Source organism: Sphingobium sp. WCS2017Hpa-17 (assembly GCF_031843765.1).
Lineage (GTDB): Bacteria > Pseudomonadota > Alphaproteobacteria > Sphingomonadales > Sphingomonadaceae > Sphingobium.
Genome location: NZ_JAVTIV010000014.1, coordinates 20,360 through 33,442 on the forward strand (window position 1 = coordinate 20,360; position 13,083 = coordinate 33,442).

At 64.8% G+C, this 13,083-nt stretch carries 13 protein-coding genes; 10 read left to right on the forward strand and 3 right to left on the reverse strand.

What is annotated here, in order from left to right; translation table 11 throughout:
* The first annotated feature begins 2 nt into the window (after nt 1-2).
* A complete protein-coding gene (locus RQH62_RS17250) occupies nt 3-575 on the forward strand; it encodes a DNA-3-methyladenine glycosylase I (RefSeq protein WP_311269960.1) in 573 nt (190 codons plus the stop codon).
* Nucleotides 572-1,087: a membrane-like protein gene (locus RQH62_RS17255; RefSeq protein ID WP_311269961.1), complete on the forward strand. Its 516-nt coding sequence runs from the start codon at nt 572-574 to the stop codon at nt 1,085-1,087. The genes RQH62_RS17250 and RQH62_RS17255 overlap by 4 nt, the downstream gene beginning before the upstream one ends.
* Before the next feature lie 4 nt (nt 1,088-1,091).
* Here the strand turns inward: RQH62_RS17255 and RQH62_RS17260 are convergent, their stop codons facing one another.
* A complete protein-coding gene (locus tag RQH62_RS17260) occupies nt 1,092-1,622 on the reverse strand; it encodes a hypothetical protein (protein ID WP_311269962.1) in 531 nt (176 codons plus the stop codon).
* Nucleotides 1,623-1,665: 43 nt separating this feature from the next.
* On the reverse strand, nt 1,666-4,077 hold the full coding sequence (locus tag RQH62_RS17265; protein WP_311269963.1) for a ligase-associated DNA damage response DEXH box helicase: 2,412 nt from the start codon (nt 4,075-4,077) through the stop codon (nt 1,666-1,668).
* 157 nt (nt 4,078-4,234) lie between these two features.
* On the opposite strand from RQH62_RS17265, the gene RQH62_RS17270 reads away from it, so the two are divergent.
* From RQH62_RS17270 to RQH62_RS17280, 3 genes are all read left to right on the forward strand, one after another.
* Nucleotides 4,235-4,432: a hypothetical protein gene (locus RQH62_RS17270; RefSeq protein ID WP_311269964.1), complete on the forward strand. Its 198-nt coding sequence runs from the start codon at nt 4,235-4,237 to the stop codon at nt 4,430-4,432.
* Between the two features lie 137 nt (nt 4,433-4,569).
* The gene (locus RQH62_RS17275; protein WP_311269965.1) at nt 4,570-5,919 is read left to right on the forward strand and encodes a cystathionine gamma-synthase family protein; all 1,350 of its coding nucleotides are present in this window, start codon (nt 4,570-4,572) and stop codon (nt 5,917-5,919) included.
* Complete coding sequence (locus RQH62_RS17280; RefSeq protein ID WP_311269966.1) at nt 5,916-6,851, forward strand: 2-hydroxyacid dehydrogenase; 936 nt, start codon at nt 5,916-5,918, stop codon at nt 6,849-6,851. Before RQH62_RS17275 ends, RQH62_RS17280 begins: the two co-directional genes overlap by 4 nt.
* Nucleotides 6,852-6,929: 78 nt before the next feature.
* Here RQH62_RS17280 and RQH62_RS17285 read toward each other — a convergent pair whose 3' ends face one another.
* Entirely contained in the window at nt 6,930-7,658 is a 729-nt protein-coding gene (locus tag RQH62_RS17285; protein WP_311269967.1) for a hypothetical protein, read from the reverse strand.
* Nucleotides 7,659-7,913: 255 nt separating this feature from the next.
* Here RQH62_RS17285 and RQH62_RS17290 point away from each other — a divergent pair, with 255 nt between their 5' ends.
* From RQH62_RS17290 to msrB, 5 genes are all read left to right on the forward strand, one after another.
* Nucleotides 7,914-8,360: a DUF3576 domain-containing protein gene (locus RQH62_RS17290; protein WP_311269968.1), complete on the forward strand. Its 447-nt coding sequence runs from the start codon at nt 7,914-7,916 to the stop codon at nt 8,358-8,360.
* A gap of 98 nt (nt 8,361-8,458) precedes the next feature.
* Nucleotides 8,459-10,987 (forward strand): leucine--tRNA ligase, encoded by a 2,529-nt coding sequence (gene leuS / locus RQH62_RS17295; RefSeq protein WP_311269969.1) that lies wholly within the window; start codon nt 8,459-8,461, stop codon nt 10,985-10,987.
* A gap of 81 nt (nt 10,988-11,068) precedes the next feature.
* Nucleotides 11,069-11,569 (forward strand): LPS assembly lipoprotein LptE, encoded by a 501-nt coding sequence (gene lptE / locus RQH62_RS17300; protein WP_311269970.1) that lies wholly within the window; start codon nt 11,069-11,071, stop codon nt 11,567-11,569.
* Nucleotides 11,566-12,594 (forward strand): DNA polymerase III subunit delta, encoded by a 1,029-nt coding sequence (holA, locus tag RQH62_RS17305; protein WP_311269971.1) that lies wholly within the window; start codon nt 11,566-11,568, stop codon nt 12,592-12,594. Before lptE ends, holA begins: the two co-directional genes overlap by 4 nt.
* Nucleotides 12,595-12,637: 43 nt before the next feature.
* The gene (gene msrB, locus RQH62_RS17310; RefSeq protein WP_311269972.1) at nt 12,638-13,039 is read left to right on the forward strand and encodes a peptide-methionine (R)-S-oxide reductase MsrB; all 402 of its coding nucleotides are present in this window, start codon (nt 12,638-12,640) and stop codon (nt 13,037-13,039) included.
* Nucleotides 13,040-13,083: the final 44 nt, after the last annotated feature.

Below are 13,083 nucleotides of genomic sequence, written 5' to 3' on the forward strand. Positions count from 1 at the left end.
CCATGAGCGACGCCGCGCTGACACGCTGTAGCTGGGTCAGTGCGGCCGATCCGCTCTATTGCGCCTATCATGACTCGGAATGGGGCGTGCCGGAGCGCGATTCGCGCATGCTCTGGGAAATGCTGATGCTGGAGGGGTTTCAGGCGGGCCTGTCCTGGATCACCATCCTCCGCAAGCGCGGGACGTTCCGCGCCGCCTTTGCTGGGTTCGATCCAGACAAGGTGGCGGTCTTTGGCGAAGGGGACGTCGAACGGCTGATGGGTGACCCCGGCATCGTGCGCGCCCGCGCGAAGATCGAGGCGACAATTCGCGGCGCGCAGATTTTCTGTGCCATGCGCGATTCGGGCGAGGATTTCTCGACCTATGTCTGGGCTTTTGTCGATGGGACGCCGATCCGCAACGACGGTGTGCATTTCCCGGCTAAGACCGACCTGTCCGAAGCCATCTCGAAGGATTTGAAGACGCGCGGCTTCAAATTCGTGGGGCCGACCATCGTCTATGCCTGGATGCAGGCGATCGGCATGGTGAACGACCATGCCGCCGATTGCTTTCGTCGCGACGCTGTCGGCGCATGAACACGCGCTGGCTGCTGCTTCCGCTGCTGATGATCGGCGGATGCGGGAGCGAGCAGCCAGCCGCGAATCGAACCGAGGCCACGCCGGACGTGGTTGCGCCAATCAACAACAGCGTCGCAAACGAGAGCGTGGCACCATTACCCGCGCCGATGCCTCCACCGGTCGATGAAGCCAAGCCCTTGGTTTCACGTGAAACACCACTCCGCCGCCCAACGCTGGCCGATTATCGCGCGATTGGCACCGAACCCTTCTGGGCCGTGACGATACGCGGATCGACCGCCTTTCTAGAACGACCGGATCATCGGCCGCTGCGATACAGCGTGGTGCATGACGGGGATGATCGAGCGGTCCGCTATCTGGGCGAAGGCTTCACCCTGACCGCGACGCAGGGGCCGTGCAGCGACGGCATGAGCGACGCCATCTGGTCCGACCGGGTGCAGATTGCCTTTGGCGAGGGGACCCTGAAGGGCTGCGGCGGCATCCGGGAGGATGAAGGGCCTGACGGCGGCTAGTCGATCAGTCCGGGGTCGCGCCCTCCAGTTCCTCCATCGTTACGCGGTCTTCATCCGATACGAATTCGCAGGCGAGCAGGGTTCGCCCTTTCAGCGCCGGTCCCTGTCGCGCGACGATCGCGATCAGACCCATGTCCTTCATACCCTGATCAGCATCCGGCAATAGCCGCGCAAAACCGAGGCTGGAACTGCCCAGCAGCCGGCTCGATTCGGGTTTGAGATCGTAGCGCTCCGCTAGTTGGGCCGCGACCTCACCCTGAATCAGGACGCCCACGGCCATGCCGCCGAACATCACATCTTGCGTGACGAACCCATCCCGTTCGATCGGCTTGCGCAAATGATAGATGGCCGCGCCGAGGCCTGACGTATCAGGCTTCGCAATCTTCTCCGCCGCTTCATACAGGGCGGTGGCGTTGCCAAGCGAATAGGGCGGCTGGCACAGCGCCGCGCCGAAGAAATCCGGTTCGGCCGCGATGGCGGGGAGGGGCGACAGGGCGAGCAGGAGCGGCAGGCTCCGCAAGGAAAAGATCGTCATTACAGGATCATGGACATTTACTTGGCCCCGATCAACTTAAGCATCAATCCGCCCGCATCGCCTCCGCCACCAGCGCTTCCGCCTCCATCAACAGCACATCTTCGGCGGCCGTCTGCGCGACATGCTCCCGGCCGATCAGGATCAGTAGCGGTACCGCCAATGGGCTGACCCGGTCCAGCGTCACATGCAGCATGGTCTGGCTCGCCCGGTCGATCAGGTCGCCCAGCCGCCCCACATCGGTCATCCGTGCGCGCGCGTCGGCCCACGCGGCCTTGAGCAGCAGATGGTCGGGCTGATATTTGCGCAGCACGTCATAGATGAGGTCGGTGGAGAAGGTGACCTGCCGCCCGGTCTTGCGCTTGCCAGGATGCTGGCGCTCGATCAGGCCGGAAATCACCGCGACGTCGCGAAAGGCGCGCTTGAGCAGGCTCGACTGTTCGACCCAGTCGACAAATTCATGGTCGAGAATGTCCGCTGAAAAGAGGCTTTTGGGATCGGTGACCGGCTTCATGCCATAGACCGCCAACGCATAATCATTGGAGACGAAGCCCAGCGGCATCAGCCCCTGACTCTCCATCCGCCGGGTCAGCAGCATGCCGAGCGACTGGTGCGCATTCCAGCCCTCGAAACTGTAGCAGATGAGGTAATGGCGCCCCTCATGCGGGAAAGTCTCGATCAACAGTTGGCCGGGCTGGGGCAGGGTGGAGCGCAGCTTCTGCATTTCCAGCCATTCGCGGACATCTTCAGGAAAGCGATGCCATTCCTGCGGCTCGGCCAGAAAATGCCGGACCCGATCGGCCAGCCGGGTGGACATGGCCATGCGGGTGCCGCCCCAACTGGGGATGCGGGCCTGTTTCGACGTCGCGCGCACGACCAGATCGCTGGTATCCATCCGCACCACCTCCAGCGCCATGCCGGAGAAGAAGAAGCTGTCGCCCGGCGTCAGCGTGGCGGCGAAGCCTTCCTCCACCGTGCCGAGCTTGCGCCCATTGGCGAAACGCACGGCGAGCGCGGGCTGATCGACGATGATGCCGGCGTTCAGCCGGTGCTGCTGGACAAAGCGGGGGTGCGATACGCGCCAGCTTCCATCGGTGTCCTGAGTCAGCCGCTTGAACCGGTCATAGGCGCGCAGCGCATAGCCGCCGCCCTCGATGAAATGCAGCACATGATCGAAGGCTTCCGGCGTCAGCGCGCTATAGGGGGTGGCGGATTGCACCTCCGCCAGCAAATCTTCCGCGCGGAACGGCCCGGCGCAGGCGAGCCCCATCACATGCTGGGCCAGCACGTCGAGACTGCCGGCGCGGAAATCATCGGTATCGCGCTCGCCCGCTTCGACCGCATCGAGCGCCGCACGCGCCTCCAGATATTCGAAGCGATTGCCGGGAATCAGGACCGCTTCCGATGCCATGTCGAGCCGGTGATTGGCGCGACCGATCCGTTGGAGCAGGCGCGAGCTTCCCTTGGGCGCGCCCATCTGGATCACGCAATCGACATTGCCCCAGTCGACACCCAGATCGAGGCTGGCGGTCGCCACCAGCGCGCGCAGCTTGCCCGCCGCCATCGCCGACTCGACCTTGCGCCGCGCCTCGATCGACAGGCTGCCATGGTGAATGGCGATCGGCAGGTTGGCGTCGTTCGCAGACCAGAGTTCCTGAAAGATGAGTTCAGCGAGGCCGCGCGTGTTGCAGAAGACGAGGGTGGTCTGCCGCGCCTCGATCTCCGTCATCACTTGCTTCGCCGCATATTTGCCCGAATGGCCAGACCATGGCACGCGCCCTTCGGGAATCAGGATGGCGACGTTTGGTTCGGCGCCCGCTTCGCCCATGACCGGCGTCACGGCGCCGATATCGCCATCGGGCGCCAGCCAGGCGCGATAGGCATCGACATCGGCCACGGTGGCGGACAGGGCGACGCGGCGCAGCGCCGGATTGATCGCCTGCAAGCGCGCCATGGAGAGATTCAGCAGGTCGCCACGCTTCTGCGTGGCAAAGGCATGGACCTCGTCGACGATCACCGTCTTCAGGTCGGAAAAGAGCAGCGCCGCATCGGGGTAGCTGAGCAGCAATGACAGCGATTCGGGCGTAGTCAGCAATATCTGGGGCGGGCGCACCCGCTGCCGCGCCTTGCGATCCGATGGCGTGTCGCCGGTGCGCGTCTCCACGCTGATGGTCAGGCCCATCTCCTCGATCGGCGTCAGCAGGTTGCGACGCACATCGACCGCCAGCGCCTTCAGCGGCGAGACATAGAGCGTGTGCAGCCGGTCGGTCGGATTGGCGATCAGGTCGGCGAGGCTCGGCAGGAAGCCCGCCAGCGTCTTCCCCGCCCCGGTGGGGGCGACCAGCAGCGCATGGTCGCCGCGTTCCGCCGCCGCCAGCATATCCATCTGATGCCGTCGCGGGTGCCAGCCCCGCGTGGCGAACCAGTTGTCGACGATGGCGGGGAGGGCGACCGGCATGTCCCGGATGTAGGGTGCCTTGCCGCTTCTGTCATCGCCCCTGCTTTGCCAGCGGGTTGCAGCCATGTTAAACATGCGCATCTGCCTTCAGACGCGCGCAACTCCGCGGGGGATCATGCGTATAGGGGTGTCGCGCCGCACGCCTTATGGAGAGAGTATGACCGAGAAAAGCAGCACGCAGGCGATGCCCGACGTCTTTTTCGACATCTGGTTCATGCCAGCCGCCTTCTGGACCCAATGGTGGGGTTTTTATGCCGAAACGCTCAATGTCGGCCGCTACTGCACCGCGCATGAGCTGATCGGTCCTGATGGCGCGCCGGTCGATGTCGAGGTGGAGGAAGGGCTTGTCGCCTGATGCCACAGTCAGGCGCGGAATAATCATATAGCGCCGAGAAATATTCTTACACGATCCTCTGGCTCTTTGCCGGCGCCCTGCGTTACACTCCCGCCCATGACAGCGGCGCAATAGACGCCGCCAGCAGGAGATATGATATGACCGGCGAAACGCCCGATTCCACCCCTGATTTCACCGAAGCCGACCTGACCGGCGTGGATGCGCCACGCAACCGCCGCCGGCCCAAGGCGCCGATCATGGAGATTGACGGCCGCAAGCTGAAGCCCGCCACGCTGATGATGGGCCATGGCTATGATCCGACCCTGTCGGAAGGCTCGTTGAAGCCGCCCATCTTCCTCACCTCCACCTTCGCCTTCGAGAGCGCAGCCGCAGGCAAGCGCCATTTCGAGGGCGTGACCGGCATCCGGCCGGGCGGCGCGGAGGGTCTGGTCTATTCCCGCTTCAACGGTCCCAATCAGGAAATTTGTGAGGATCGGCTGTCCGTCTGGGAGGAGGCGGAGGACGCCTTGCTCTTTTCCAGCGGCATGTCGGCCATCGCGACCACCTTGCTGGCACTGGTCCAGCCCGGCGATGTCATCGTGCATAGTGCGCCACTCTATGCCGCCACCGAATCGCTGATCGGCCGCATCCTCGGCAAGTTCGGGGTGCAGTGGCTGGATTTCCCGGCCGGCGCGACTGAGGATGAGATTGGCGCGGTCATCGAAAAGGCGAAGGGGCTGGGCCGTGTCGCCCTGCTCTATCTGGAAAGCCCGGCCAATCCGACCAATGTGCTGGTCGATCTGGAGGCGGTGGTCGCGCGGCGCGACTCGCTGTTCGCTGGCGAGGATCATGTCCCACCGATCGCGATCGACAACACCTTCCTCGGCCCGCTGTGGCACAAGCCGATCGCCCATGGCGCGGACCTCGTCATCTACAGCCTCACCAAATATGCCGGCGGGCATAGCGATCTGGTCGCAGGCGGGGTGCTGGGGTCGAACGCCCTCATCAACAGCATTCGCCTGATGCGCAACACAATCGGCACCATTCTCGATCCCCACAGCGCCTGGATGTTGCTGCGCAGCCTGGAGACGCTGGAATTGCGGATGAGCCGGGCGGGCGAGAATGCGGCAAAGGTGTGCACCTGGCTGCGCGACCAGCCGCAGGTGGAAAAGATCGTCTATCTCGGCTTCCCGGAAACGGAGCGGCAAGCGGATATCTATCGCCGCCATTGCACCGGTGCGGGGTCGACCTTCTCGCTCTACCTGAAAGGCGGGGAGGCGGAGGCCTTTGCCTTTCTCGACGCGCTCAAGATCGCCAAGCTGGCGGTGAGTCTGGGCGGCACCGAAACACTGGCCAGCCATCCCGCCGCAATGACGCACCTCTCGGTGCCAGCGGAACGCAAGAAGGCACTGGCGATCGGCGACAATATGGTGCGCATCTCGATCGGCTGCGAGGATGCGGACGATCTGATCGCCGACTTCGCGCAGGCCCTGCGGCAGATCGGATGAACGATATGCGCCCGGTCGTTCTGGTCGCCCAGCCGCATCTGGCGCCGTTGCTGGCGGCTCTGGCAGCGGATTACGACGTCCTGCCGCTGTGGGAGGAGGCCGGCCGGGCGCGGCTGACCGATGCGCAGGCTCTGGTGACGGCGGGCGAGTTCCGGCTCGACCCGGCGCTGCTGGCGGCGATGCCGCGGCTCGGCCTCATCGCCTGCTTCACCGTGGGCTATGACGGGGTCGATCTCGATTGGGCGCGGACGCGCGGCGTCGCTGTCACCCATGCGGGCGACGCCAATGCGGAGGATGTGGCTGACCATGCGATCGGCCTCATCCTCGCCCACCGGCGGCAGATCGTCTCGGGCGATCGGCAATTGCGGTCCGGGGGCTGGGTGGCGGGCGCCAAGACCATCACCCGGTCGCTGGGCGGGGCACGGCTGGGCATCGTCGGCATGGGCGCGATTGGTCTGGCCATCGCGCGCCGGGCGGAAGCGATGCGTATGCAGATAGAATGGTGGGGGCCAAGGCCCAAGCCTGCGCTGCGCTGGCCGCGCGCCGACAGTCTGGCAGCGCTGGCGCAGGCGAGCGATATCATGGTCGTGGCGGCGAAGGCGGACGAGACGAATCGCGGCATGATCGACGCCGATATCATGGCGGCGCTGGGGTCGGGCGGCCTGCTGGTCAATATCGCGCGGGGGCAGTTGGTGGATGAGGAGACGCTGATCGCGGCGCTGAAGGCCGGGCAATTGGGCGGCGCCGCGCTGGATGTATTCGCGCAGGAGCCAACCGATGCCGCGCGCTGGCTAGATGTAGCTAACTGCGTGCTGACGCCGCATACTGCCGGCGCGACCGATGCCGCCGTGGCGCAGATGCTGGCCATGCTGCGCGCGAACCTCAGTGCCTATTTTGCAGGGGAAGCATTGCCGTCGCCGGTGCCGGCCTAGTTCAGGGCATGTCAGGTACGCAAAAGTGCCGCTGTTTCACATGAAACAGCGAAGTCTGCGATGAACCCGTCAATCCAATCAGAATTTGAAGATCGTGCCCAGATAAACGGCCTGGCTGTCCTGACGATCATCCGTCATCGGCGCCAGGCGGCCCGCCACGCTGTTATTGTAGCGCACGCCGGCGGTGACGTTCAGGTTGCGCGTCAGCGAATAGCTGCTGGCCAGATCCAGTGAATAATCCTTGTCCGCCGACGGATTGCGAACTGTCGCAGTGGCGGTACCCGGCTCACGGCGGGTTTCCAGCATCACCTTGGTGCTGAAGCGATCCTTCTTGCCGTCATCCAGCGAGAAATTCTTGGCATCGACCATGGTCTGGACCGGTACCGGGTCCAGCGCCTTGCGACCCACTGCGTCGGGCAGGGCGAACTTGCGCCAGTTATGCGCACCGTTCAGGCTGAATGCGACCGGCTTGATATCGACCATGTCGAGCGGGCGATTGATCGCGACGCGATCGTCACCGGCAGCCCGCACCATCACTGTGACCGAACGCTGACCGCTCAGCGAACCGCTAGTCGGGGTGAAGCGGAAGCCGCGCTGATTCGCGGACGCCACGATCCGGGCATAGGCCGCAGCCAGGCGAGGATCCTTGATCGTCGGGGTGAAGGAACCGATGCTGCCCAGCGACGCAGGGGCTTCGGGGCGCGAGCGTGCAAGGTCGGTGACGGCGCCGATCGCAGGCGACAGCAGGAATCCAGCCACGGCAATCGCCGCGCCCGTTCCCAGCAAATGTCCCCTTTTCATGCGCATGACCCGACTCTTGTTCCCACCCGTATATATTTGACAACGCTCTACACCCGAAAAGCCTCCATTGGCTAGGGGCGGAAAGGCTTTTTGTCTGAGCTGTTGCACGGAATACACAGAGTCGAAGGCACCGAAGTGAACGCTACCAGAGCGGCCTGTCGCACATGCGCGGAGCCTCCCTTATCCTAGCCCTTGCCCCATGGCGCACGGCCACTATAGAAGCGGGCAGTTTTTTCGTCTTTTCTAGCTAGGACATGCCTGATGGTCCGCCGCCTTTCCACCTCTGCAACCGCCGGCCTGCTGCTGGTCGCGATCCTGCCGCTTGCCGCCTGCGGTGGCGGGTCCAAGGACCGGCCCAAGGCCGACCTCGCCGCATCGAAGGTGACGACGATCGGCGTGAACGCCTATCTGTGGCGCGCGTCGCTGGACACTTTGTCCTTCATGCCGATGGTGCAGACCGATTCGAACGGCGGCGTGATCGTCACCGACTGGTATGCCAATCCGAACACGCCCAATGAACGGATGAAGCTGACCGTGTCGATCCTGGATCAGGATCTGCGCGCCGATGCCCTGCGCGTCGCCGCCAGCCGCCAGGTCAATCAGGGCGGCCAGTGGGTCGATGCCCCGGTCGCCGCCGCCACCGTGCAGAAGCTGGAAGAGATCATCCTCACCAAGGCGCGCGACCTGCGCCGCACGGCGATCGGCTGACCCACCCCTTTGCGGGCATGATAAATGCCCGATTTTTCGAACCTTTCGGGCTGGGCTTTGCAATAGGCCCAGCCCGCCCGCATTTGTAAGGACATGACATGCAGAGGCGCTTCAACCCGCTGGAGGCCGACGCCCGCTGGCAGGCGACATGGGACAAGCAGCAAAGCTTCAAGGCGGACGACGCCTCGACCAAGCCGCGTTCCTATGTGCTGGAGATGTTCCCCTATCCGTCGGGGCGCATTCATATCGGTCATGTCCGCAATTATTCGATGGGCGACGTGCTGGCCCGCTTCCGCCGGATGACCGGGCATGAAGTGCTGCATCCCATGGGCTGGGACGCCTTCGGCATGCCGGCCGAAAATGCGGCGATGGAAAAGAAGGTCCATCCGGGTTCGTGGACCCGCGACAATATCGCCAATATGCGCGCGCAGTTGAAGAAGCTGGGCTTCGCGATCGACTGGAGCCGCGAACTCGCCACCTGCGAGCCGGACTATTATGGCCATGAGCAGGCGCTGTTCCTGGACATGCTGGAAGCGGGCCTGGTCTATCGTAAGGAGTCTGCGGTCAATTGGGATCCGGTCGACATGACCGTGCTGGCCAACGAGCAGGTGATCGACGGGCGCGGCTGGCGTTCGGGCGCGCTGGTCGAGAAGCGCAAGCTCAGCCAGTGGTTCCTGAAAATCACGCAGTTCGCAGACGACTTGCTGGAGGGCCTGAAGGGTCTGGACCAGTGGCCCGACAAGGTGCGGACGATGCAGGAAAACTGGATCGGCAAGTCGGTCGGTTTGCAATTTCATTTCGAACCGGTCGCGCCGTTCGACAGCCGGATCGAGGTCTATTCGACCCGCCCCGACACCATTTTCGGCGCCAGCTTCGTCGCGATCGCAGCGGACCATCCGGTGGCGCAGGCGGTAGCCGCGAGCAACCCGGACGCCGTCGCCTTCATCGAAAAGTGCAAGGAAGGCGGCACCACGGCGGCCGAACTGGAAACGGCGGAGAAGCTGGGCTTCGACACCGGCCTGACGGTCGCGCATCCCTTCGACCCCGAATGGCATCTGCCCGTCTTCATCGCCAATTTCGTGCTGATGGACTATGGCACCGGCGCCGTCATGGGCGTGCCCGCGCATGACCAACGCGACCTCGACTTTGCGCGCAAATATATGCTGCCGGTCGAACGCGTGGTCGCTTTGGAAGGCGAGGCCGACACGCCGATCCACAACGAGGCCTATACCGGTCCCGGCAATCTGGTGAACAGCCGCTTCCTGGACGGCATGACCGTCGAGGATGCCAAGGCCGCCGTCATTGGCCGCGCCGAAACGGAAGGCTGGGGCGCGGGCAAGACCGTGTTCCGCCTGCGCGACTGGGGCGTGTCGCGCCAGCGTTACTGGGGTACGCCGATCCCGGTCATCCATTGCGAGGCGTGCGGTGCCGTGCCGGTGCCCAAGGCGCAGTTGCCCGTCGTATTGCCGGAAGACGTATCGTTCGACATTCCGGGCAATCCGCTGGACCGTCATCCGACCTGGAAGCATGTCGATTGCCCGTCCTGCGGCAAGCCGGCGGTGCGTGAGACGGACACGCTCGACACTTTTGCCGATTCCAGCTGGTATTTCATCCGCTTCGCCAGCCAGCCGTCGGACAAGCCGTTCGATCGCGCGACGGTCGAACAATGGCTGCCGGTCGGCCAATATATTGGCGGCGTGGAACATGCGATCCTGCATCTGCTCTACGCCCGATTCTGGACCCGTGCGCTCCAGCATATGGGGCAGCTGGACTTTGCCGAGCCGTTCACCGGCCTGTTCACGCAGGGCATGGTGACGCATGAGACGTATAGTCGCGAACAGGGCGAGGGGTTGCCTCCCGTCTATTTCGCGCCGGGTGAAATCAGCCGGACGGCCGAGGGCGCCACGCTGGTCGCGGACAATGCGCCGGTCGAGGTCGGCCGGGTCATCAAAATGTCCAAGTCGAAGAAGAATGTCGTCGATCCTGACGATATCATCGCCCAATATGGCGCGGATGCGGTACGCTGGTTCATGCTGTCGGACAGCCCGCCGGAACGCGACCTGCCCTGGACCGAGGCGGGGATCGAAGGGTCGTGGCGCTTCGTCAACCGCGTGTGGCGCCTGTTCGGCGAAGCCGATGCCTCGGCGCAAGGCGACGACAAGGCGCTGGACCGCAAGCTGCACCAGACCGTCGATGGCATCGCCAAGGATATCGAGGCGCTGGGCTTCAACAAGGCCGTCGCCAAGATTTACGAACTGACCAACGCGATCGAGAAGGCCAAGCCGTCGGCATCGCGCACCGCCGCGATCCGCAGCCTGGCGCTGCTGGTCGCGCCGATGACGCCGCATCTGGCCGAAGAAGGCTGGGCGGAGATGGGCGGAGAAGGGCTGATCGCCGACGCCGCATGGCCAGTGGTCGATCCGGCGCTGCTGGTGGATGATGAAGTGACCATCGCCTGTCAGGTGATGGGCAAGCTGCGCGACACCATCACCGTGGCGAAGGATACGCCCAGGGACGCGCTGGAAAAGCTCGCTCTGGCCGCGCCCAATGTGGTTCGCACGCTTGATGGCGCTACACCCAAGAAGATCATCGTGGTGCCGGGCCGTCTGGTGAACATCGTGATCTGATAGATCCCGTTCGGCCTTGAGCCGTCGAAGCGCGAGGAAAGCCCTTCGACAGGCTCAGGGCGAACGGTTATGGAGTTTGGCATGAAGCGCATCCTGCCCCTTATCGCCCTGCCTCTGCTCCTCACCGCCTGCGGGCTGCGTCCCGTCTATGGCGGGGGTAGCCAGGGGCCGGTGGCGCAGGCGCTGGGCAATGTCACGGTCGAGCCGATCGAAGGCAAGGCCGGCTGGCTGATGCGCAACGCGCTCAACGACCGGCTGTCGGCGATGCAAGGTGGCTCTGGGCCGCGCTACAAGCTGATGGTGAAGCTGGACGACAATATCAGCGGTTTCGGCCTGCGCGCCGACGCCGCCATCACCCGCGAACGGCGCACGCTGCGGGCGCGCTATCAACTGGTGGACGAAACGACCGGCACGCAATTGCTGGACGACACCGCCGGGTCGGACGCCGGCATCGACGTCACCTCCAGCGAATATGCCACCATCGCGGCCGAAGATACCGCGCTGGAACGGCTGTCGCAGACGGTGGCGGACCAGATCATTACGCGGCTGGCGCTCTATTCGCGCAAGGCGGCGCGCCCTTGAAGGCCAATCGCAGCCAGATCGAACGGGCGCTGGACGCGCCGCCGGCGGATATCCGCTTCTTCCTGCTCTACGGCCCCGACGAAGCGGGCAGCCAGTCGCTTGCCAGGCGGCTGGAACGCGCCATGGGGCCGCAGGCGGAACGGGTCGATCTGGACGGCACGACGCTGAAGGACGATCCCGCCCGGCTGGCGGACGAAGCCGCGTCCTTCTCCATGTTCGGCGACAAGCGCTGGATTCGCGTCAGCGGCATGGGCGAGGAATCGGTCCCGGCGTTGACCGCCCTGCTGGAGGCGGAGGCCGCCGGCAATCCGGTCATCGCGGTCGCCGGCGCGCTCAAGGCGACGTCCAAGCTGGTCAAGCTGGCGCTGGAGCATAAGGGCGCGATGGCCTGCATCTCCTACCAGCCCGATGCGCGCGAATCCGAACAGATCGCCATCGGCATCGCCCGCGACGGCGGGCTGCGGCTGTCGACCGACCTCGCGCGGCGGATCGTGTCGCTCGCCAATGGCGACCGGGCGCTGATGACGGGCGAGATCGAGAAGCTGATCCTCTATCTCGACGCCGCGCCCGACCGGCCGCGCGAAGCGACGGCGGAAGCGCTCGATGCCCTGTCCGCCGACAATCCCGATACGGAGGTCGCGCCTCTGGTCAACGCCGTGCTGGGCGGCGATCTGCGCGCCATGCACCGCGAACTGACCAGCCTCAGCGAAACCGGCACGGCGATGGCCGCGGTCATCCGCCCGCTGCTGGGCCGCGCGATGCTGATCGCCAATATCCGCACCGATTTCGATGCCAGCGGCCGGCTGGAGGGCGCGGTCGAGGCGGCGGGCAAGGCGGTTTTCTGGAAGGAAAAGGGACTGGTCACGCGCCAGGTACGGACATGGGACGCACCGGGCATCGCCCGCGTCATCCAGCGCCTGCTGGATGCCGAGCGCGCCACTCGATCCGGCCGGGGCACCGGCGACCTGCTGGTCCGCCACGAACTGCTCGCCATCGCCCGGCAGGCGGCGCGCGAACGGGCCTGAACCCGGACTTGAACGACCTGTCATACAGCGCCATATTGCCGCCATGGACAAGCTGACCCTGAGCGAAGCCGAATGGCGCGACCGCCTTTCCCCCGAACAATATCATGTGCTGCGCGAAGCCGGCACCGAACGGGCCTTCACCGGCAAATATAACGCCAACAAGGCCGACGGCGTCTATTATTGCGCCGGCTGCGGCGCCGAACTGTTCGACGCCGAGGAAAAATATGACAGCGGGTCGGGCTGGCCCAGCTTCACCGCGCCAGTCGATATCGACGCGGTCGAGGAGATTCGCGACGCCAGCCATGGCATGATCCGCACCGAGGTGCGCTGCGCCACCTGCGAGGGGCATCTGGGCCATGTCTTTCCTGATGGGCCGGGCGTCAACGGCCTGCGCTATTGCATGAATAGTGCCGGGCTGGACTTCAAGCCGCGCGACGAAGCCTGACCAGGGCAGGTGCAGGTCGGGTCTGCGCATGCTTTCCCCACTGC

What these genes read in the sequence shown, in the direction of transcription:
- RQH62_RS17280 (WP_311269966.1), top strand. Translation starts at nt 5,916, where the DNA reads ATGAACGATATGCGCCCGGTCGTTCTGGTCGCCCAGCCGCATCTGGCG.
- RQH62_RS17270 (WP_311269964.1), top strand. Translation starts at nt 4,235, where the DNA reads ATGACCGAGAAAAGCAGCACGCAGGCGATGCCCGACGTCTTTTTCGAC.
- RQH62_RS17285 (WP_311269967.1), bottom strand. Translation starts at nt 7,658, where the DNA reads ATGCGCATGAAAAGGGGACATTTGCTGGGAACGGGCGCGGCGATTGCC.
- RQH62_RS17265 (WP_311269963.1), bottom strand. Translation starts at nt 4,077, where the DNA reads ATGCCGGTCGCCCTCCCCGCCATCGTCGACAACTGGTTCGCCACGCGG.
- RQH62_RS17260 (WP_311269962.1), bottom strand. Translation starts at nt 1,622, where the DNA reads ATGACGATCTTTTCCTTGCGGAGCCTGCCGCTCCTGCTCGCCCTGTCG.
- RQH62_RS17290 (WP_311269968.1), top strand. Translation starts at nt 7,914, where the DNA reads ATGGTCCGCCGCCTTTCCACCTCTGCAACCGCCGGCCTGCTGCTGGTC.
- leuS (WP_311269969.1), top strand. Translation starts at nt 8,459, where the DNA reads ATGCAGAGGCGCTTCAACCCGCTGGAGGCCGACGCCCGCTGGCAGGCG.
- lptE (WP_311269970.1), top strand. Translation starts at nt 11,069, where the DNA reads ATGAAGCGCATCCTGCCCCTTATCGCCCTGCCTCTGCTCCTCACCGCC.
- RQH62_RS17255 (WP_311269961.1), top strand. Translation starts at nt 572, where the DNA reads ATGAACACGCGCTGGCTGCTGCTTCCGCTGCTGATGATCGGCGGATGC.
- RQH62_RS17275 (WP_311269965.1), top strand. Translation starts at nt 4,570, where the DNA reads ATGACCGGCGAAACGCCCGATTCCACCCCTGATTTCACCGAAGCCGAC.
- RQH62_RS17250 (WP_311269960.1), top strand. Translation starts at nt 3, where the DNA reads ATGAGCGACGCCGCGCTGACACGCTGTAGCTGGGTCAGTGCGGCCGAT.
- msrB (WP_311269972.1), top strand. Translation starts at nt 12,638, where the DNA reads ATGGACAAGCTGACCCTGAGCGAAGCCGAATGGCGCGACCGCCTTTCC.